This is a genomic window from Klenkia sp. PcliD-1-E (assembly GCF_024124375.1).
Taxonomy (GTDB): domain Bacteria; phylum Actinomycetota; class Actinomycetes; order Mycobacteriales; family Geodermatophilaceae; genus Klenkia.
In genome coordinates this window covers 1-19691 of record NZ_JAMXRZ010000081.1, presented here as the reverse complement: position 1 = coordinate 19691, position 19691 = coordinate 1, and the positions used below count along the sequence as shown (strand labels likewise).

The window sequence follows — 19691 nt, the reverse complement described above, 5'->3', positions numbered from 1 at the left end:
TGGCCGCGGCGCTGCCGGCAGGTTCCGTCCGGCTGCGCACCCCCGCACACACCCTGCGCCGTGCCGGCCGGGGGTTCGAGCTGACCGTCGGGGCCGACCGCGCGCCGCTGACCGCCGACGCCGTCGTCGTCGCCGTGCCCGCGGGCAAGGCGGCCCGGCTGCTGGCCGAGGTCGCCCCGGGCGCGGTCGAGCCGCTGGGCGGCATCCCGTACGCGTCGATGGCCGTGGTGGCGATGGCGTTCCGGGGGCAGCCGCTGGCCGCGGGGTCGGGGTTGCTGGTGCCGCCGGTCAGCGGCCGGCTGGTCAAGGGCGTGACGGTGTCGTCGCAGAAGTGGCCGCACCTGTCCGGCGACGGGCTGCTGCGGGTGCGCTCCTCGGTGGGCCGCTACCTGGAGGAGCACCAGCTGCGGCGCACCGACGACGACCTGACGACCGCGGTGGTCGCCGAGGTGGCCGAGCTGCTGGGGCTGGCCGACGCCGACCCGGTCGAGACGCACCTGGTGCGGTGGGGCGGCGGGTTGCCGCAGTACCTGGCCGGTCACCTCGGCCGGGTCGCCGCCGTGCGTGCGGCGGTGGCCGAGGTCCCCGGGCTCGCCGTCGCCGGGGCGGCCTACGACGGCGTCGGGGTGCCGGCGTGCATCGGCAGCGCCCGTCGCGCGGTGGCGACCCTCACCTGACCGCGGCGCGCCGGCGGGGGAGAATGGTCGGCATGACCGACCAGCCCGAGCAGAAGAGCATCGGCAAGCGGGCCAACGAGCTCAACGCCACCATCCGCTACACGATGTGGTCGGTGTTCCGGCTCGCCCGCCCCTTCGGCGACGACGACCGGCAGGGCGCGGCCGAGGAGCTGCAGTCGCTGGTCGAGGAGCTGGCCGGCAAGGACGTCGTCGTCCGCGGGCTCTACGACGTCGCGGGCCTGCGGGCCGACGCCGACGTGATGGTCTGGTGGCACGCCGCCGACGCGGAGGCGCTGCAGGAGGCCTACACCCGGCTGCGCCGCACCGGGCTGGGCCGGCGCCTGGAGCCGGTGTGGTCGCAGCTTGCGCTGCACCGGCCGGCGGAGTTCAACCGCTCGCACATCCCGGCGTTCCTGGCCGACGAGGAGCCCCGCCGGTTCGTCTGCGTCTACCCGTTCGTGCGGTCCTACGAGTGGTACCTGCTGCCGGACGAGGAGCGGCGGGACATGCTCAAGGAGCACGGCATGCAGGCCCGGCCCTACCCCGACGTCCGGGCCAACACGGTCGCCTCGTTCGGCCTCGGTGACTACGAGTGGATCCTGGCGTTCGAGGCCGACGAACTGCACCGCATCGTCGACCTGATGCGCGACCTGCGGGCCAGCCGGGCCCGTCGGCACGTCCGCGAGGAGATCCCCTTCTACACGGGCACCCGTCGCTCAGCCGGGGAACTGGTGGCCGGCCTGGCCTGACCGGCTCCGCAGCACCAGGTCCACCAGCCGGCACAGCCCCCAGCCGACCCCGACCGGGACGGCGACGCACAGCACCAGGGCGCTGAGGCTGCCGAGCAGCAGGCCCCAGTCGGTCGGGCCCGGCTCACCGGTGCCGATGTCGGTGCCCGACCAGCCGGCCATGACCCCGAGGAGCATCCAGGGGGCGACGGCCAGAGCTGGCAGGGCCAGCAGGGCGCCGGCGACGACGCCGGTGCCGACGGCGGCGGGGTGCCTGCGGGCACGGGGCGGACGGGTCACGGTGGGCAGCCTGCCAGGCGCGGGGTCAAGCACGGGGCCCATCCTCGCGGGCGGGCACCGTGCCGCACCTGGGCAGGACTGCCTAGTCCACCGCGGGGGCGAGGGTGATGGAGACCGAGTTGATGCAGTAGCGGTCGCCGGTGGGGGTCTGCGGCGCGTCGTCGAAGACGTGGCCCAGGTGGCTGTGGCAGGTGCCGCACAGCACCTCGGTGCGCACCATGCCCAGCGACCGGTCGCTCTTCAGGACGACGTTGTCGCGGGCGGAGGGCTCGTAGAACGACGGCCAGCCGCAGTGCGAGTCGAACTTGGTCTCCGAGCGGAACAGCTCGGCGCCGCAGGCCCGGCAGTGGTAGACGCCCACGGTCTTCGTGTCCACGTACTCCCCGGTCCAGGGCCGCTCGGTGCCCGCCTGGCGCAGGACGGCGTACTCCTCGGGCGAGAGCTGCGCCCGCCACTCCTGCTCGCTCTTGGTGACGGCGGGCTGCTTGTCGGTCGAGGTCCCGGGGTGCTGCGTCATGCCTGCCACGGTACGACCGGGCCGCCACCCCCGCCTCGGCCAGCACGGCCCGGGACGGGGGTGGCGTGCGCTCAGCCGATGAGTGCCAGCAACCGGTCGATGAGTTCCTGCAGCAGCGACCGGAGGGTGATCGACGTGCCGGCCGTCTCGCCGGACGCCCCGGTCAGCACGACCTGCTGCTCGCCCGCGCCCAGCAGGACCGGCACCCGCGGCTGCAGCACCACGCTGCCCTGCGCGTCGGCGGTGCCCGACCCGGCGGAGCGGCCGCCGATGGTCACCGTCACCTGCTCACCGGGAGCGAACCCGGTGCCGGTGACGGTCACCCGGTCACCGCGGAAGGGCCGGTCCTCGTCGACCGCGGCGGTGGCCGGGGTGTCGAGGGCGAAGCCGATGACGGTCGGGTTGTGGTCGCTGGCCCGGTACGGGTCCGGCGCGTAGAGCGGGTCCACGCCGGAGTCGTACTGGTAGGCGAAGGACTCCACCGCGTTGGTCTCCCACACCGTCAGCCCGGTGGCCTGCGCGGCCAGGGACGGGGTGGCGAAGGCGTGGTCCAGCGAGCCCGAGCCGCCGTCGAAGACGTAGCTGTACTCGTCGGGCGCGAAGGCCTCGCCGAGCTCGGTGTAGCCGGCGTCCCGGACGACGTCCAGCGGGTCCTCGAACCGGTAGGAGTTGAAGTCACCGGTCAGCAGGACGTCGGGGTCCCCGCTGGTCGACGCGACCTGCTGGGCGAAGGCGACCAGCTCGGTGGCCTGCTGCGTCCGGTCCCCGTTGCAGTTGCCGGCCCCGCCGACGGTGTCGTCGTTGCCGGTGGCGCACTCGCTGCCCTTGGACTTGAGGTGGTTGGCGACGACGCTGAACACCTCGCCGGCGCCGGTCCGGAAGGTCTGCGCGATCGGGCTGCGGGCGTTGGCGAAGGCCGGGCTGGTGTAGGCCACCGGTTCGCCGACCGGCGTCAGGACGTCGGTGCGGTAGACGATCGCGTTGGTGATGACGTCGGTGTCCTCGTGCGCCGGCGCGTAGGCCCAGCTGTGCCCGTCGGCCGCCGACAGCGCGGTCAGCAGCGTCTCCACCGCCCGGTACGGGGTGTCCGGGGTGGTGATCGCGGAGTTCTCGATCTCGTGCAGGGTGATCACGTCGGCGTCCAGCGCCTGCAGCCCGGCGACGATCTTGGCCTGCTGGTCGGCCAGCTCGGCCTCGTCCGCCGCCCCTCGGGAGTCCCCGCCGAAGGTGACGAAGTAGTTGAGCACGTTGTAGTCGGCCACCCGCAGGTCGCCGCCGACCGGCGCCGGGGCGTCGGTGCGGGGGTTGGTCGGGGTGAAGGTCGTGCCCGACGTGTCGCCGGTGGCCGGCTGCAGCCGCCAGCTGCCGAACCCGGCCGAGAGCACGACCGGGCCCAGATCGGCGGTGTCGCCGATCCGCACCGGGTCACCGGGGGCCAGGTAGGGCGGGACGCTGCCGGAGGCGAGCCGGCTGGAACGGCCGTCGTCGAGGGTGATCGAGCGCAGCACGTTCTCCGCGGCGACGGCGGCCGCGGGGGCACCGGGGTCGGCGGCCTGGGTGGGGGAGAGCAGGCGCCCGCCCGAGGACAGCAGGACCTCGCCGAAGCTGGTCAGGTCGAACAGCTCGGTGACGGTCAGCTCGGCGGCGGGGGTCACGAGCATGCCCTCGAACGCCTCGCGGGTGGCGTCGTCGCTGGGCATCGGCAGCGCGACCGGCTCGGGCAGCGCCGCGGTGCCGCAGTCGCGGTAGGTCGCCTGGGTCAGCTGGGTGACCGACAGGGGGTCGTCGGCCGGGAACTCCGCGGCGGTGCCGGTGACCACGACCTCGTCGCCGAGGTCGACCTGGCGGCCGCCGGGGGCGTACACGAAGACGGCGTCGGAGGTGGCCGGGTCGCCGTCGCCGGCGTCCTGCACGTGGAAGCCCTGGAAGCCGCCGTCCTGCAGGTCGGCGACGACGGTGCCGCGGATGGTGACCTGCTGGCCGGCGACGGGGGTCACAGCGCCGGAGCCCTGCACGCTGCCGATCGGGACGGCGGTGGCGTCGCAGGCCGGGCCGGTCGGCTCGGGCTCGGGGTCCGGGTCGGTGCCGCCACCGGTGTTGGGGCTGCCGAAGGTCGAGGCCAGCGGACCGGTCCAGGTGCCGTCGACCAGCTGCAGGGACTGGCCCTCGGGCGCGCCGTCCTCGGCGACGCCGATGTCGGTGCTGGTCAGGCCGTTCGCCGGTCCGTTCGTCGCGGTCAGCACGCCCTCGTAGGAGAGGAACTCGACCACCGTGCCGTTCGCGACCAGGGCGACGCCGTCCGGCGCCCCGTTCTGCAGGCCAGGGGCCGGGACGACCGCGATGCCGGTGCTGGAGGCCGGGACGGCGAGGGTGCCGTAGCTGGCGCCGTTGCTGCCGTTGTAGAGGACCAGGGACAGGCCGGTCAGGTCGGCCGGGGAGGGCGCGGTGACCTCGATGGCCTCGCCGGTGTCGGCGCCGGCGTTGTCGTAGTGGATCTCGGTGATCCGGGCGTCGGTGGGTGCTGCGGCGGCCGGGTCGGCGGTGGTGACGAGGCCGCCGGCGACCAGGGCGCCCACCGCGACGCCGAGGACGGCGGGGCGGGCTGTACGGGTGGGGGACACGGTTCTCCTCGCGGCCGGGGTGCGGCCGTTCGCCGGTCTGGGGGGACACCCGATCCTGTCAGCGCGCTGTGCGCACGTCCATGAACAGCGGGTGACATTCTTCGCCCAGCTCATGAGTCGTGCTCATGATCACCGGGCGCGTAGCGTGGTCCGGTGCCCGAGCTGCTGCCCGACTCCTGGTTCACCCGCGACCTGCCCGTCCTGCGCGCCGTCGCCCGGCTCGTGGACAGCCCCGAGCACGGGGGCGCCCCCTACCTGGGCCAGGTCGTCCCGGCCAGCGGCCTGCCACGCGCCGAGGTGGTCGCCGCCGTCCGCGGCCTGGTCGACACCGGCTACGTCGCCGCGCTGACCAACGTCGCCGGTGACGTCGTCCGGGTCACCGGCATCTCCGGCGAGGCCCGCCGGCTGACCGGCCTCTGGCCGACCCCGCAGTCGGAGTGGGAGCGCCTGGGCGAGCAGCTCGAGGCGCGCGCGTCCAACGCCCCGACCGACGTCGAGCGGGACCGGTGGCGGGCGCTGGCCGACGCCGCGGCCGCGGTCGGCGAGCACGACGGCGCGCTGCTGATGAGCGCGCTCATCGGCGGCTACGTGCCCCGGGCGCACTGACGCCGACCCCGCACACGCAGCAGCGCCCCCCGACCCGGAGGTCGAGGGGCGCTGCCGGTGGTTCAGGTGGCTGAGGTCAGCCCCCGCTCAGTGGTTCAGAGCGGGTTGACGTTCGCCGCCTGCGGGCCCTTCTGGCCCTGCTCGACGTCGAACGAGATGCGCTGACCCTCGTCGAGCGAGCGGTACCCGCTGGTCTGGATCGCCGAGTAGTGGACGAAGACGTCCGGGCCACCGCCGTCAGGGGTGGCGAAGCCGAACCCCTTCTCCGCGTTGAACCACTTCACAGTTCCTTCGGGCATTGCTCGCTCCTAGCTGAGGTCGTACGTCGGGGTCCTGCCACTTACAGAGCCTTCCCGACGCCTGAACCCTAACCACACCTGTCCAGCCCCCCGTGCACGGGCACCCCTCAGGAGGGTGTGTCGACCCGGTTGCCGTCGGCGTCCCAGTGCGCGGCCACCTTCTTGCTCGGCTGCACCCGCGGCGGCTCCCCGGGCATCTTCGGGTAGTCGGGCGGGAAGTTCAGCTCCCCGCCGGGCAGGGTCTCCCACAGCCGCAGCAGCGGGGCCAGGTCGTGGGCGACGTCGTCCATCCCGGCCCAGGGGTCGCCGTCGGCCAGCCGCTCGGGGACCGTGGCCAGGTTGAGCTCGGCCGGGTCGTCCAGCTCGGCCAGCTGCGCCCAGGTCAGCGGCGTGCTCACCGGCGCACCGGGCCGGGCGCGGGGGCTCCAGGCGCCGGCGATGGTGCGGTCGCGGTTGTTCTGGTTGAAGTCCACGAAGACCCGCTCGCCGCGCTCCTCCTTCCACCACGCGGTGGTCACGCCGCCGTCCCGGCGCTCCAGCTCGCGGCCGAACCCGATCGCGGCGTGCCGGACGTCCTCGAAGCTGTGCCCGGTGGCGATCCGCACGTAGACGTGCGCGCCGCGGTTGCCGCTGGTCTTCGCGTAGCCGGTGAGGCCCAGCTCCTCGAGCAGCTCGCGGGCGACGCCGGCCACCCGGCGGGCGTCGGCGAACCCGGTGCCCGGCTGCGGGTCCAGGTCCAGCCGCAACTCGTCGGGGGAGTCGACCTCGGGCACCCGGACCGGCCAGGGGTGGACGGTCAGCGTGCCCATCTGCGCGGCCCACACCAGGTCCGCGGGGTGCTGCGGGCACAGCAGGTCGGCCGTGCGGCCGCTGGGGAAGGCCACCCGCGCCGTCCGCACGAAGTCGGGAGCACCCCGGGGCAGCCGCTTCTGGTAGAAGCCGTCGGCGTCCTTGTCGCCCGGGCCGGTGGCCAGGCGCATGCCCTCGTGCCAGCCGTCCGGCCAGCGTTCCATCGCCGTCGGCCGGCCACCGATGCTGGCCAGCCACACCTCGCCCACCGTGGCCGCGTACCGGCAGACGTCGAGCTTGGTGAACGCCGGCGTGCGGTCGGTGGCGTCGTACACCACCCGGTCGGGGCTGGAGACGCGGACCTCGTGGTCACCGACCTCGAGGACGACGGGAGCGGTGCGGGCCATCCCGTGACCCTAGGGGCGCACGGGCGGGCGGGCCCGAACCGGTCAGGCGGGACAGGTGAGGGCGGCGGTCGGCGCGGCCAGGTCGACGAGGTAGGCGTTCACGGCGTCGGTGACGCACTGCGTCTTCGGGTAGGCGGTGTGCCCGCTGCCCTGCCAGGTCAGCAGCACGCCCGAGGTGAGGTCCTGCGCCATGTCCACCGCGCCGGGCAGCGGGGTGACGGGGTCGCCCTGCGTGCCGATGACCAGGATCGGTGCCGCGCCCTCGGCGTCCCGGTCCGGGAGCGGGGTGCGCGGGGCGTCCCACGGGGTGCAGGTGTACAGCGACAGCGCGGCGTCGGCCCCGAACAGCGGGTACCGGGTGCCCCAGTCGGCGACCAGGGTGCGGACCTCGGACTGCGAGTAGCTCTCGTCGGTGTCGGCGCAGCTGACGGTGATGTTGGCGTCGATGGTGTTGCTGTAGGTGCCGTCCTCGGCCCGGCCGGTGAAGGTGTCGGCCAGGGTGAGCACGCCGGCGGAGTCACCCTGCTGCGCGGCGGCCAGGGACTGGGCCAGCTGCGGCCAGGCGGCCGGGTTGTACAGCGCGGACCGGACGGCGGCCAGCACCAGCCCCGGGGTGGCCTGCCGGGTCTCGCCCGGACGGCTGCTGGGGATCGGGGTGGCCTCGGCCTGGGCGAGCAGGGCGTCCACCGCCGCCCGGGGGTCGGCGCCGATCGGGCACCCGCTGACCAGCGACGTGCAGTTGGCGGCGAAGGCGTCGAACGCGGCCTCGAAGCCCTGCGCCTGCGCCTCGGCGGCCTCCTGCCGGGTGGCGTCGGGGTCGACCGCGCCGTCGAGCACCAGCGCGCGGACCTCCTCGGGGAACAGCTGGGCGTAGGTCGAGCCGAGGGTGGTGCCGTAGCTGTAGCCCAGGTAGGTCAGCTGCTGGTCACCGATGGCCTGCCGGACGACGTCCAGGTCGCGGGCGGAGTCCACGGTGGAGAACGCGCCCAGGCCCTCGCCGTACTCGTCCACGCACCCGGCCGCGACGTCGTCGGCGAGCCCGAAGGCGGCGTCGAGCTCGTCGGCGGTGGTGGGCCGCGGCTCGGCGGCGGTCAGCTGGTCCTTCGTGCTGTCGGAGATGCACTGCACGGGCTGGCTCAGCCCCACCCCGCGGGGGTCGACGCCGACCACGTCGAAGCGGGCCAGCACGGCGTCGGGCAGGGTGAGCGCGCTCTGCACGGCGGCGTCGGTCGCCGACAGCCCGGGGCCGCCGGGGTTGACCACCAGCGAGCCGATGCGGTCGGTCTGGGTGCCGGAGACGGCGCGGACGGCGAACAGCGACAGGCTGGGCCCGGTCGGGTCGTCGTAGGACAGCGGCACCTCGATCTGGCCGCAGCCGAAGGTCAGCGGCCGGTCCGCGCCCGGGCGCCCGGCGATGATCGGCGCGATGTCGGCGGTGCAGTCGGTCCACTCCACCGGCTCGACCGGGGGCTCGGTCGGGGTGGTCGGCGCCGCCGAGGAGCTGGCGGCGGCGTCGGTGGTGCCGTCGGAGGAGGAGCAGGCCGACAGCACGACCAGGACGACGGACAGCAGCGCCACCAGGACGGCGGGACGGCGGGACTGGGCACTCACGGGGGACCACCCTAGGAGGGCTCCGCGTGCCACGCCCGTCCCGCGGGCACCTCGTGCCCCATCTCTCAGCCGCCCAGGACCTCGGCGAGGTCGTAGCGGACCGGCACGTCGAGCTGGTCGTAGGTGCAGTCGGCGGGGTCCTTGTCCGGCCGCCAGCGCTGGAACTGCCCGGTGTGCCGCAGCCGCTCGCCCTCGAGCTGGTCGTAGCGGATCTCCACCACGAGCTCGGGCCGCAGCGGCACCCAGGACAGGTCCTTGCCGGCGTTCCAGCGGCTCTGCGCGCCCGGCATCCGCTGGCCGGGGTGGCCCTCGGACCACTCGGCCTGCGCGTTCGCCCACCCGCCCCACGGGTGCTCGTCCAGCGCGGTCGTCCGGTGGGGGGCGAGCTCCTCGACCAGCTCCGCGCGCCGCTTGAGCGTGAAGGAGGCCGCCACCCCGATGTGCTGCAGCTCGCCGTCCCGGTGCAGGCCCAGCAGCAGCGAGCCGACCAGCGGGTTCTCCGGGGTGGAGGTCTTGTGCCAGCGGAACCCGGCGACCACGACGTCCGCCGTCCGGACGTGCTTGACCTTGGTCATCGTCCGCTGGTCGGGGGAGTAGGGGGAGTCGGCGGGCTTGGCGACCACGCCGTCCAGGCCCGCGCCCTCGAACTCGGCGAACCAGCGGCGGGCGACCTCGGCCTCGGTGGTGACCGTGGTGACGTGCACCGGGGCCTGCACCCCGGCCAGCGCCTCGCGCAGCCGCGCCTGCCGTTCCCGGAAGGGGACGTCGAGCAACGACTCGTCGCCCAGCGCCAGCACGTCGAAGGCCAGGAAGGACGCCGGGGTCTCCGCGGCCAGCTTGTCCACCCGCGACTTGGCGGGGTGGATGCGCTGCAGCAGCGACTCGAAGTGCAGCCGGTCCCCGCGCGGGACGACGATCTCGCCGTCGACCACGCACCGCTCCGGCAGCTGTGCCTTGACCGCCTCCACCACCTCGGGGAAGTAGCGGGTCAGCGGGCGCTCGTTGCGGCTGCCCAGCTCGACCTCGTCGCCGTCCCGGAAGACGATGCAGCGGAAGCCGTCCCACTTGGGCTCGTAGAAGAAGTCGCCGTCGGGGACGGTGGTCGCCGCCTTGGCCAGCATCGGCTTGACCGGGGGCATCACGGGCAGGTCCACCCGTGCAGTCAAGCAGGCACCCGATCGCCCGGCAGGCCTGCGACGGGGACCGCGCGGCCGCTCGGTCCTCAGCCCCGGTCGAGTGCGGTCGCGACGTCCGGGTGGACGGCGACCAGCCCGCGGTCCAGCGTGACGAGCCGGCCGCCACGGGTGCGGGACAACCCGGCGAGGTAGGCGTCGGTCACCTGGCGATGGCCGACGACGGCACGCAGGTCCACCTCGACGTACGTCAGCCCGTCGGGCCAGAACTCGTGGCGGGGGTGGTCGACGAGCCCGCCGAGGACGTCCTGCGCCTGGGCCGAGCCGGCCCCGGAGCGCACCAGGTGACGGACCAGGGCCCCCTGGGTCAGGGGCACGTCGCGAACCGGTCGGTCGACCCGGCGAACCACTCCGACACCACCTCGTGGTGGACGTGGTCCTCCACGACCAGGGCGGTGAGCACGTCCGCGTCGAGCAGGCCCGTCACTCGTCGTCCAGCACCCGCACGTCCTCGCTGGGCACCGGGCGTCCGGTGGACGCGACCCGCGGGCCGGTGCGCTCGTCCGTGCGGATCCGGACCGGGCCGTCGGTGGCCAGGGCGGCCCGCAGGATCGTCGCGGAGTGCGCGGGCAGGGTGACCGCGGTGCCCTCGACGGTCGGCAGCTCGCCGGTGGCGAACAGCACCTCGGTGGGGGCGGCGTCCAGGTCGACGGTGCGCGGGGTGTCGGCCAGGTTGGCCACCACCCGCAGGGTGCCGCGGTGCACCACGAGCCAGCGCTCGGCCTCGTCGTGGTCGACGGCGACCCGGGTCAGGTCGGCGTCCACCAGGTCGGGGTGGGTGCGGCGCAGGGCGAGCAGGTCGGTGTGCACCCGCAGCAGCCCGGCGTGCGGGTCCCGGTCGAGCTCGGACCAGTCCAGCTTCGAGCGGGTGAAGGTCCCCGGGTCCTGCGGGTCGGGCACCTCCTCGGCGTCCCAGCCGTGCTCGGCGAACTCCCCGATCCGGCCCTCGGCGGTGGCCTTCCCGAGCTCGGGCTCGGGGTGGCTGGTGAAGAACTGCCACGGCGTCGTCGCGCCCCACTCCTCGCCCATGAACAGCATGGGGGTGAACGGGCTGGTCAGCGTGATGGTGGCGCCGACGGCGAGCTGCGCGGGGGACAGGGTCGCCGAGACGCGGTCACCGGTGGCGCGGTTGCCGATCTGGTCGTGGTCCTGCAGGTAGGCCAGGAACTTCCACCCCGGCAAGCGGGTGGTGTCCACCGGCCGGCCGTGGTGCCTCTTGCGGAAGGAGGACCAGGCGCCGTCGTGCAGGAACGCACCGGTGAGCACCTTCGCCAGGCCCGCCAGCCCGGCGTCGGCGAAGTCGCGGTAGTAGCCCTGCCCCTCGCCGGTGAGCACGGCGTGCAGGCTGTGGTGGAAGTCGTCGCTCCACTGCGCGGTCATGCCCAGCCCGCCGGAGGCGCGCGGGGTGACCATCCGCGGGTCGTTGAGGTCGCTCTCGGCGATCAGCGTCAGCGGCCGGCCGACGGCGACCGACAGCGCGTCGACCTCCGCGGCCAGCTCCTCCAGCACGTGGGTGGCCCGCTCGTCGACCAGGGCGTGGACGGCGTCCAGCCGCAGGCCGTCGACGTGCATGTCGCGCAGCCACATCAGCGCGTTGTCGATGATGTACCGCCGCACCTCGTCCGAGTGCGGACCGGACAGGTTCACCGACTCGCCCCAGGTGTTCGCGCCGCCCTCGCTGAAGACCGGGAAGAACTCCGGCAGGTAGTTCCCCGACGGGCCGAGGTGGTTGTAGACGACGTCCTGGATGACCCCGAGGCCGCGCTGGTGGCACGCGTCGACGAACCGCTGGTAGGCCGCCGGCCCGCCGTAGGTCTCCTGCACCGCGTACCAGGCGACGCCGTCGTAGCCCCAGTTGTGCGTGCCGTTGAACCCGTTGACCGGCAGCAGCTCCACGAACCCGACGCCGAGGTCGACCAGGTGGTCCAGCTTGGCCGCGGCCGCGTCGAGGGTGCCCCCGGGCGTGAAGGTCCCCAGGTGCAGCTCGTAGACGCTGCTGCCGGCCAGCGGACGCCCCGTCCAGGCGCGGTCGCCCCAGGTGTGGGCGGCCGGGTCGAAGCGCCGGGACAGCCCGTGCACGCCGTCGGGCTGGCGGCGGCTGCGCGGGTCGGGCCGGGCGGGGGTGGTGTCGTCGAGCAGGAAGCCGTAGTCGGCGTCGTCCCGGGCGTCGACGGTGGCGCGCCACCAGCCGGCGTCGTCCCGGGTCATCGGGTGGACCTCGTCGTCCAGCTGCAGGCGGACGCGTTCGGGGAGCGGCGCCCAGACGGCGAACTCGGTGCTCATGGTCATGTCCTCGGATCAGTCCTGCACGAGCAGGGCGACGGGGAGGTGCTGCAGGACGTCGGCGAGGGGGGCGCCGCCGGCGGCACTGACGGTGCGGGTGCCGGTGAGCAGGTCCCGCCAGCCGCCGCCGGGCAGCGCCAGCGCGGTGTCCCGCCACCCGCCGTCGGCGGCCAGCCGGACCGGCAGCCGGGTGGCGACGGCGACGACGCCGCCGCGGTCGAAGGCGACGACGTGGTCGGCGGCCGGGCCGGTGGCCTGCACCGGCGTGTACCCGGCGAAGGCCCCCGGGTGGTCGCGGCGGTGCCGCAGCACGCGCGAGACCACGAGGAGCTTGGCCGCGCCCGACTCGTCGACCGGGGGGACCGACCCGCCGTCGAGCTCGGCCAGCAGCCGGCGTCGCTGCGCGTAGTCGACCGGACGGCGGTTGTCGGGGTCGACCAGCGACAGGTCCCACAGCTCGGTGCCCTGGTAGACGTCGGGCACGCCGGCGATGGTCAGCTGCAGCAGCTTCTGCGCCAGCGAGTTCGAGCGGCCCGGCGCGGTGACCCGCTCGACGAACGCGTCGAGCTCGGCCCGGGTGGTCGGGTCGTCGAACGCCGCGTCCACCAACGCGTGCAGGGTGGCCTCGAACTCCTCGTCCACCGCGGTGTAGGTGGTCGAGGTGCCCGCCTCCCGGGCGGCCTTCTCGGCGTAGGCGTGCGCCCGCTCCCGGCTGAGCGGCCAGGCGCCGACCAGGTTCTGCCAGACCTGGTGGGCCAGCGGCCGGTCGGCGAGCGGGTGCCGGTCCAGCCAGCCGCGCACCAGGCCCGCCCACTCCTCGGGCAGCTCGGCCAGCACGGCCAGCCGGGCCCGCACGTCCTCGCTGCGCTTGGTGTCGTGGGTGGACAGCGTGGTCATCGAGACCCCGCGGTCGGCGGCCCGCCGCTGCTGCGCCTCGTGGAAGTCGGCCACCGGCGACCCGAAGCGGGTGGGGTCGCCGCCGACCTCGTTGAGCGCGACGAACCGCGACCACCGGTAGTACGCGCTGTCCTCCACGCCCTTGGCCATCACCGGGCCCGACGTCTGCTCGAACCGGGTGGCCAGCTCGGTGCCGGGGGTGCCCAGCAGCGGGTGCAGGCCGTCGAGCGCGGCGGTCAGGTCCGGCCGGCGCCCCCGGACGGCGGTGACCGTCGCGTCCAGGTGCGACCGGCCGTCGGGCAGGTAGGTGCGGTAGACGTCGAAGGAGGCCAGCAGCTCGGCCAGCGCCTCGACCACCTGGTCGGCCTCGACCCCCGGGAGCCCCCCGACCAGCCGGGCCAGCCGGGCGACCTCGGAGCCCAGGATGCCGTCGGTGACCTCGCGCTTGGCGTCGTGCACCAGCTGCGCGTAGTCGACCGGGTGCCCGGCGACCTCGGTGTCCAGCGCGGTGAACGGTGCCTCCCCGGCCGGGTCGACCAGGACGCCGTCCACCTCGGCGAGCGCGTCGTACCCCGTCGTCCCGGCGGTGGCCCAGCCCTCGGGCAGGTCCTCCCCGGGCTCCAGGATCTTCTCCACCACGGTCCAGCGGTGGCCGGACAGCTCGGCGAGCCGGTCCAGGTAGCCGCGGGGGTCGGCCAGGCCGTCGGGGTGGTCGATCCGCAGCCCGTCGACCCAGCCGGCCGCGAGCATCTCGCGGACCAGGGCGTGGGTGGCCTCGAGGACCCGCTCGTCCTCGACGCGCAGGCCCGCCAGGGTGTTGATGGCGAAGAACCGGCGGTAGTTCAGCTCGTGGTCCGCGCGCCGCCAGCCCACCAGCTCGTAGTGCTGCCGGGCGTGCACCTCCTGCGGGGTGCCCTCGCCGGTGCCGGGGGCGATCGGGAAGCGGTGGTCGTAGTAGCGCAGCTCGCCGTCCTCCACCCGCAGCTCGGCGACGTCGTCGTCCGACCCCAGCACGGGGATCCGGACCTTGCCGCCGCCAGCGGCCCAGTCGACGTCGAAGGCGTGCGCGTGCGGGCTGTCGGGCCCCAGCTCCAGCAGTGACCACCACCAGCCCGAGGCGTGCGCGTCCTCGACGCCCATGTGGTTGGGCACCAGGTCCAGCACCAGGCCCAGCCCGTGCTCGTGCAGCGCCGTCACCAGCCGCTCCAGGCCCTCGCGGCCACCGCGTGCCTCGTCGACGTGCGCGTGGTCGGTGGTGTCGTAGCCGTGGTCGGAGCCCTCGGCCGACCGCAGCAGCGGGGAGGCGTAGGCGTGGCTGACACCCAGGTCGGCCAGGTAGCCGGCCAGGTCGGCGCCCTGGTCGAGGGTGAAGCCGGCGTGGAACTGCAGCCGGTAGGTGCCCGAGGGCACCCCGCGGCGGGCGGAGTCGGTCACGGGACGCTCTGCAGGACGACCATCGCCCGGCCCTTGACCGTGATGGTGTCCCCGGCCGCGCTCTCGTTCGGCTCGACCGGGCCGAAGTCGGCGGTGTCGACGACGACGGACCAGGCCTGGGAGTACTCGCCCGGCGGCAGGGTGAACTCGATGTCCTCGTGCCAGGCGTTGAAGGCCAGGATGAAGCAGTCGTCCACGACGTCCTCGCCGCGCTCGTCCGTCGAGCGGATGCCGTGCCCGTTGAGGTAGACGGCGATGGACTTGGCGTAGTGGGCGTCCCAGTCCTCCTCGGTCATCAGCTCGCCGGCCGGTGTCAGCCAGGCGATGTCCGGGACCGGGTCGCCCTCGGCGCGCCGCACCGGACGGCCGTTGAAGAACCGGCGGCGGCGGAACGTGGGGTGGTCGTGGCGCAGGTGCGTGACCAGCCTGGTGAACTCGACCAGACCTTCGTCGACGTCGGACCAGTCGATCCAGGTCAGCTCGGAGTCCTGGCAGTAGCCGTTGTTGTTGCCCTGCTGGGTGCGGCCGAGCTCGTCGCCGTGCAGCAGCATCGGCACGCCCTGGGACAGCATCAACGTGGCGATGAAGTTGCGCCGCTGCTGGGCCCGCAGCGCGAGCACCTCCGGGTCGTCGGTGGGGCCCTCGACGCCGCAGTTCCAGCTGCGGTTGTGGCTCTCGCCGTCGTTGTTGCCCTCGCCGTTGGCCTCGTTGTGCTTCTCGTTGTAGGAGACCAGGTCGTTGATGGTGAAGCCGTCGTGCGCGGTGACGAAGTTGATGCTGGCCACCGGACGTCGGCCGGAGTGCTGGTAGAGGTCGGCCGAGCCGGTGATCCGGCTGGCGAACTCCCCGACGGTGGCGTCCTCGCCGCGCCAGAAGTCGCGCACGGTGTCGCGGTACTTGCCGTTCCACTCGGTCCACAACGACGGGAAGTTGCCGACCTGGTAGCCGCCGTCGCCGACGTCCCAGGGCTCGGCGATGAGCTTGACCTGGCTGACCACCGGGTCCTGCTGCACGAGGTCGAAGAACGCCGACAGCTTGTCCACGTCGTGCAGCTCGCGGGCCAGGGTGGAGGCCAGGTCGAAGCGGAACCCGTCGACGTGCATCTCGGTGACCCAGTAGCGCAGCGAGTCCATGATCAGCTGCAGCGAGTGCGGCTGGCGGACGTTGAGGGAGTTCCCGGTGCCCGTGTAGTCCATGTAGAACTGCGGGTCGTCCTCGACCAGGCGGTAGTAGGCCTGGTTGTCGATGCCCTTGAACGACAGCGTCGGGCCGAGGTGGTTGCCCTCGGCGGTGTGGTTGTAGACCACGTCCAGGATGACCTCGATGCCCGCGTCGTGGAGCGTGCGGACCATGCCCTTGAACTCCTGCACGGCCATGCCGGGGCTCTGGTTGCTGGCGTACTCGTGGTGCGGGGCGAAGAAGCCGATCGTGTTGTAGCCCCAGTAGTTGCGCAGGCCCTTCTGCTGCAGGGTGTCGTCCTGCACGAACTCGTGCACCGGCATGAGCTCGACGGCGGTGATGCCGAGGTCCTGCAGGTGCTCGATGACCGCCGGGTGCGCGATGCCGGCGTAGGTGCCGCGCAGCTCCTCGGGGACCCGCGGGTGGGTCATGGTCAGGCCCTTGACGTGGGCCTCGTAGATGACCGACTTGTGGTACGGGATGCGCGGCAGGCGGTCGCTGCCCCAGTCGAAGTAGGGGTTGATGACGACGGACTTCGGCATGTGCGCCGCGGAGTCCTCGTCGTTGCGCTCCTTGGTCTCGAAGTCGTACCCGAAGACCGACGGGTGCCAGTCGATGCCGCCGTCGACGGCCTTGGCGTAGGGGTCCAGCAGCAGCTTGGTGGGGTTGCACCGCTGACCCTGCTCGGGGTCGTAGGGACCGTGCACGCGGTAGCCGTAGCGCTGGCCGGGCTGGACGCCGGGGACGAAGCCGTGCCAGACGAAGGCGTCCATCTCGGGCAGCCGGATGCGCTCCTCGTTGCCCTCGTCGTCGAACAGGCACAGCTCGACCTTCTCGGCCACCTCGCTGAACAGGGCGAAGTTGGTGCCGGTGCCGTCGTAGGTGGCGCCGAGGGGGTAGGCAGTGCCGGGCCAGACCTGGGTGGTCATGGGGTGGTGGGTCCTCCTGCGCTGGTCGGCCGCGGTCGGTCCGGGCCTGGGGGCGGTGGTGCTCGGGCGGCGGTGCCCCGGGGGTGGGGGCCGTACACGTCGCCGGTGACGAGCCCCCTCGCGAGAGTCTGCCGCCCCCCGCGCGTGCCCGCCGGGTGGCCGCACGTGCCGCTGCCCACGGTCGACTGGAATTGTCGGTGGGCCGACCTACATTCGGGGCGTGACGATCCAGACCGACCTCCGGCCGACCCGCGGCACCTTCCAGGTGGTCAGCGAGTTCCAGCCCTCCGGTGACCAGCCGACGGCGATCCGGGAGCTGGCGGCGGCGGTGAACTCCGGCCAGACCGACACGGTGCTCCTCGGTGCCACCGGCACCGGCAAGTCGGCGACGACGGCCTGGCTGATCGAGCAGGTGCAGCGGCCCACCCTGGTGATGGCGCCGAACAAGACGCTGGCCGCACAGCTGGCCAACGAGTTCCGCGAGCTGCTGCCGAACAACGCGGTCGAGTACTTCGTCAGCTACTACGACTACTACCAGCCCGAGGCCTACGTCCCGCAGACCGACACCTACATCGAGAAGGACTCCTCGATCAACGAGGAGGTCGAGCGGCTGCGGCACTCGGCCACCCAGAGCCTGCTCACCCGCCGGGACGTCGTGGTGGTCTCCACCGTGTCCTGCATCTACGGCCTGGGCACCCCGCAGGAGTACGTCGACCGGGCGCTGAAGGTCACCGTCGGCGAGGAGCGCGACCGCGACGAGCTGCTGCGCACCCTGGTCACCGAGCAGTACACCCGCAACGACCTGGCCTTCAGCCGCGGCACGTTCCGGGTGCGGGGCGACACCATCGAGGTGTTCCCGGTCTACGAGGAGCTCGCCGTCCGCATCGAGATGTTCGGCGACGAGGTGGAGCGGCTGTACTACCTGCACCCGCTGACCGGTGAGGTCGTGCGCGAGGTGCAGGAGCTGTTCGTCTTCCCGGCCACCCACTACGTCGCCGGTCCCGAGCGCATGGAGCGGGCGATCCGCGGCATCGAGGCCGAGCTGGAGCAGCGGCTGGCGGAGCTGGAGAAGCAGGGCAAGCTGCTGGAGGCCCAGCGGCTGCGCATGCGCACCACCTACGACATCGAGATGATGCGCCAGGTCGGGTTCTGCTCGGGCATCGAGAACTACTCCCGGCACATCGACGGCCGCGGCCCCGGCACCGCCGGCGCCTGCCTCATCGACTACTTCCCGAAGGACTTCCTGCTCGTCGTCGACGAGTCCCACGTGACGGTGCCGCAGATCGGCGGCATGTACGAGGGCGACATGAGCCGCAAGCGCACCCTGGTCGACCATGGCTTCCGGTTGCCCTCGGCGATGGACAACCGCCCGCTGAAGTGGGAGGAGTTCACCGACCGGATCGGGCAGACCGTCTACCTGTCGGCGACGCCGGGGAACTACGAGCTCGGCCGCACCGGCGGCGAGTTCGTCGAGCAGGTCATCCGGCCCACCGGCCTGGTCGACCCCGAGATCGTGGTCAAGCCGACCAAGGGCCAGATCGACGACCTGGTGCACGAGATCCGCACCCGCACCGAGAAGGACGAGCGGATCCTGGTCACCACGCTGACCAAGAAGATGAGCGAGGACCTCACCGACTACCTGCTCGAGCTGGGCATCAAGGTCCGCTACCTGCACTCCGAGGTCGACACCCTGCGCCGGGTCGAGCTGCTGCGCGAGCTGCGGCAGGGCGAGTACGACGTGCTGGTCGGCATCAACCTGCTGCGCGAGGGCCTGGACCTGCCCGAGGTGTCGCTGGTGGCGATCCTCGACGCCGACAAGGAGGGCTTCCTCCGCTCGGGCACCTCGCTGATCCAGACCATCGGCCGCGCCGCCCGCAACGTCTCGGGCCAGGTGCACATGTACGCCGACAAGATCACCCCGTCCATGGCGCAGGCGATCGACGAGACCGCGCGGCGGCGCGAGAAGCAGATCGCCTACAACAAGGAGAAGGGCGTCGACCCGCAGCCGCTGCGGAAGAAGATCGTCGACATCCTCGACGGGATCTACCAGGCCAGCGAGGACGCCGAGAAGGCCACCGAGCAGTTCGGCGGGTCGGGCCGGCAGCAGTCCCGCGGCAAGGCGCCGGTGCCGGGGCTGTCGTCCAAGAGCAAGGGCAGCAAGGCCAAGGCCGGCTCCATCGACGTCGAAGGTCTGCCCCGCGCGGCGCTGGCCGACATGATCCAGGAGATGAACGACCAGATGCTGGCTGCGGCGCGGGAGCTGCAGTTCGAGGTCGCGGCCCGCCTGCGCGACGAGCTGAACGAGCTCAAGCGCGAGCTGCGCCAGTTCGACCAGGCCCACGCCTGACCCGCCCGGCTGCTGCCCCGGGTCTCCGACCGCCCGCCGCCCCGGCTCCCCACCGCCTCCGCGCGGCGTTGATCAGCGGGGTTGGTCGATGTCCGTCCTGGCTCACCGGCGCCGGTGAGCCAGGACGGACTCCGGTGAGCCAGGACGGGTTCCGGCCGGCGGCCCCGGCGCCCGGGCGTGCGCTGCGCCGGCCGGCTCGCCGCACTCCGTGGTGGGGGTCGCCGTACATCCTCGACGGTCGCCGCCCGTTGCCCCGCGCGCTCACCGTGCAGGATGTCCGGCCACCCGTGGCGGGGGAGCGCGGGGTGGTCGCCGCCGCGCCCACCTCGCGGTACCCGGGGTGCCACGGGGTGGGAGGTCATCCCCGACGGTGGGAGGTGGTCACCGACCACCTCCCACCGTCAGCCATCACCTCCCACCCCGGGCCGGCGTGCTCACCTGCTCGCGTCCCGCAGGAGCACGTCGGGCCCGCTGACCGGGCACGCGCACGGCCCGACCCTGGTGCCGGAACGGGCCGAGGGGGTTCGAGCTCGCCGTCAGCCGCCGGGGCCGCGTCCCGGGCCACCGCCACCGGGGCCGCCTCCACCGCCGGGGCCACCTCCACCGCCGGGGCCACCTCCGCCGGGGCCACCTCCGCCGGGGCCGCCGCCGTTCCCGCCGCCGCCCGGTCCGGCGCCTCCGCTGGCGCCGCCACCTCCGCTGGGACCGTCGCCACCGCTGGGACCCCCGCCGTCGCCCCCGCCGGGGGCGGGACCCTGGCCGGGCGTCTCGGCCGGGTCCGAGGGCGACGGCTCGGGTGCGGTCGTCGTGGCCGTGGTGCCCTCACCGCCGGACTGCTCCGCCGAGCTCGGGGCGGGCGCGGGCGGGGGATCGG

At 73.6% G+C, this 19691-nt stretch carries 15 protein-coding genes; 4 read left to right on the top strand and 11 right to left on the bottom strand.

What is annotated here, in order from left to right; translation table 11 throughout:
• Together NH342_RS15715 and hemQ are read left to right on the top strand one after the other, a co-directional pair.
• Nucleotides 1–677: NAD(P)/FAD-dependent oxidoreductase (locus tag NH342_RS15715; RefSeq protein ID WP_253016007.1), on the top strand; the 677-nt coding region annotated here is incomplete at its 5' end.
• A gap of 32 nt (nt 678–709) precedes the next feature.
• On the top strand, nt 710–1426 hold the full coding sequence (gene hemQ, locus NH342_RS15710) for a hydrogen peroxide-dependent heme synthase (protein ID WP_253016005.1): 717 nt from the start codon (nt 710–712) through the stop codon (nt 1424–1426).
• Here hemQ and NH342_RS15705 read toward each other — a convergent pair.
• The 3 genes from NH342_RS15705 to NH342_RS15695 all read right to left on the bottom strand — a co-directional run bounded on the left by NH342_RS15705 (nt 1394) and on the right by NH342_RS15695 (nt 4843).
• Nucleotides 1394–1705: a hypothetical protein gene (locus NH342_RS15705; RefSeq protein WP_253016003.1), complete on the bottom strand. Its 312-nt coding sequence runs from the start codon at nt 1703–1705 to the stop codon at nt 1394–1396. The two genes, hemQ and NH342_RS15705, sit on opposite strands and share 33 nt — an antisense overlap.
• Nucleotides 1706–1787: 82 nt before the next feature.
• Nucleotides 1788–2222, bottom strand: coding sequence for a peptide-methionine (R)-S-oxide reductase MsrB (gene msrB, locus NH342_RS15700; RefSeq protein WP_253016001.1), 435 nt, complete (start codon nt 2220–2222; stop codon nt 1788–1790).
• Between the two features lie 71 nt (nt 2223–2293).
• Nucleotides 2294–4843, bottom strand: coding sequence for an ExeM/NucH family extracellular endonuclease (locus tag NH342_RS15695; protein WP_253015999.1), 2550 nt, complete (start codon nt 4841–4843; stop codon nt 2294–2296).
• A 153-nt stretch (nt 4844–4996) separates the two neighbouring features.
• Here NH342_RS15695 and NH342_RS15690 point away from each other — a divergent pair, with 153 nt between their 5' ends.
• Complete coding sequence (locus NH342_RS15690) at nt 4997–5449, top strand: hypothetical protein (RefSeq protein WP_253015987.1); 453 nt, start codon at nt 4997–4999, stop codon at nt 5447–5449.
• A 95-nt stretch (nt 5450–5544) separates the two neighbouring features.
• On the opposite strand, the gene NH342_RS15685 is transcribed toward NH342_RS15690, so the two are convergent.
• From NH342_RS15685 to glgX, 8 genes are all read right to left on the bottom strand, one after another.
• Nucleotides 5545–5748 (bottom strand): cold-shock protein, encoded by a 204-nt coding sequence (locus tag NH342_RS15685; protein ID WP_091062538.1) that lies wholly within the window; start codon nt 5746–5748, stop codon nt 5545–5547.
• 107 nt (nt 5749–5855) lie between these two features.
• Nucleotides 5856–6944 carry a DNA polymerase domain-containing protein gene (locus NH342_RS15680; protein ID WP_253015985.1) on the bottom strand — a complete coding sequence of 363 codons (1089 nt, stop codon included), beginning with the start codon at nt 6942–6944 and terminating at the stop codon, nt 5856–5858.
• A 42-nt stretch (nt 6945–6986) separates the two neighbouring features.
• Entirely contained in the window at nt 6987–8555 is a 1569-nt protein-coding gene (locus NH342_RS15675; RefSeq protein ID WP_253015983.1) for an alpha/beta hydrolase, read from the bottom strand.
• Nucleotides 8556–8620: 65 nt separating this feature from the next.
• Nucleotides 8621–9709 carry an ATP-dependent DNA ligase gene (locus NH342_RS15670; protein WP_253015981.1) on the bottom strand — a complete coding sequence of 363 codons (1089 nt, stop codon included), beginning with the start codon at nt 9707–9709 and terminating at the stop codon, nt 8621–8623.
• A gap of 68 nt (nt 9710–9777) precedes the next feature.
• Entirely contained in the window at nt 9778–10065 is a 288-nt protein-coding gene (locus NH342_RS15665) for a VapC toxin family PIN domain ribonuclease (RefSeq protein WP_256480477.1), read from the bottom strand.
• 106 nt (nt 10066–10171) lie between these two features.
• The gene (gene treZ, locus NH342_RS15660) at nt 10172–12031 is read right to left on the bottom strand and encodes a malto-oligosyltrehalose trehalohydrolase (protein ID WP_253015979.1); all 1860 of its coding nucleotides are present in this window, start codon (nt 12029–12031) and stop codon (nt 10172–10174) included.
• 15 nt (nt 12032–12046) lie between these two features.
• Nucleotides 12047–14362, bottom strand: a complete 2316-nt coding sequence (gene treY, locus NH342_RS15655; RefSeq protein ID WP_253015977.1) for a malto-oligosyltrehalose synthase — start codon at nt 14360–14362, stop codon at nt 12047–12049.
• Complete coding sequence (gene glgX / locus NH342_RS15650) at nt 14359–16470, bottom strand: glycogen debranching protein GlgX (protein ID WP_253015975.1); 2112 nt, start codon at nt 16468–16470, stop codon at nt 14359–14361. The genes treY and glgX overlap by 4 nt, the downstream gene beginning before the upstream one ends.
• Before the next feature lie 220 nt (nt 16471–16690).
• On the opposite strand from glgX, the gene uvrB reads away from it, so the two are divergent.
• Nucleotides 16691–18817 carry an excinuclease ABC subunit UvrB gene (uvrB, locus tag NH342_RS15645; protein WP_253015973.1) on the top strand — a complete coding sequence of 709 codons (2127 nt, stop codon included), beginning with the start codon at nt 16691–16693 and terminating at the stop codon, nt 18815–18817.
• Nucleotides 18818–19691: the final 874 nt, after the last annotated feature.

What these genes read in the sequence shown, in the direction of transcription:
- hemQ (WP_253016005.1), top strand. Translation starts at nt 710, where the DNA reads ATGACCGACCAGCCCGAGCAGAAGAGCATCGGCAAGCGGGCCAACGAG.
- msrB (WP_253016001.1), bottom strand. Translation starts at nt 2,222, where the DNA reads ATGACGCAGCACCCCGGGACCTCGACCGACAAGCAGCCCGCCGTCACC.
- NH342_RS15685 (WP_091062538.1), bottom strand. Translation starts at nt 5,748, where the DNA reads ATGCCCGAAGGAACTGTGAAGTGGTTCAACGCGGAGAAGGGGTTCGGC.
- NH342_RS15680 (WP_253015985.1), bottom strand. Translation starts at nt 6,944, where the DNA reads ATGGCCCGCACCGCTCCCGTCGTCCTCGAGGTCGGTGACCACGAGGTC.
- treZ (WP_253015979.1), bottom strand. Translation starts at nt 12,031, where the DNA reads ATGAGCACCGAGTTCGCCGTCTGGGCGCCGCTCCCCGAACGCGTCCGC.
- glgX (WP_253015975.1), bottom strand. Translation starts at nt 16,470, where the DNA reads ATGACCACCCAGGTCTGGCCCGGCACTGCCTACCCCCTCGGCGCCACC.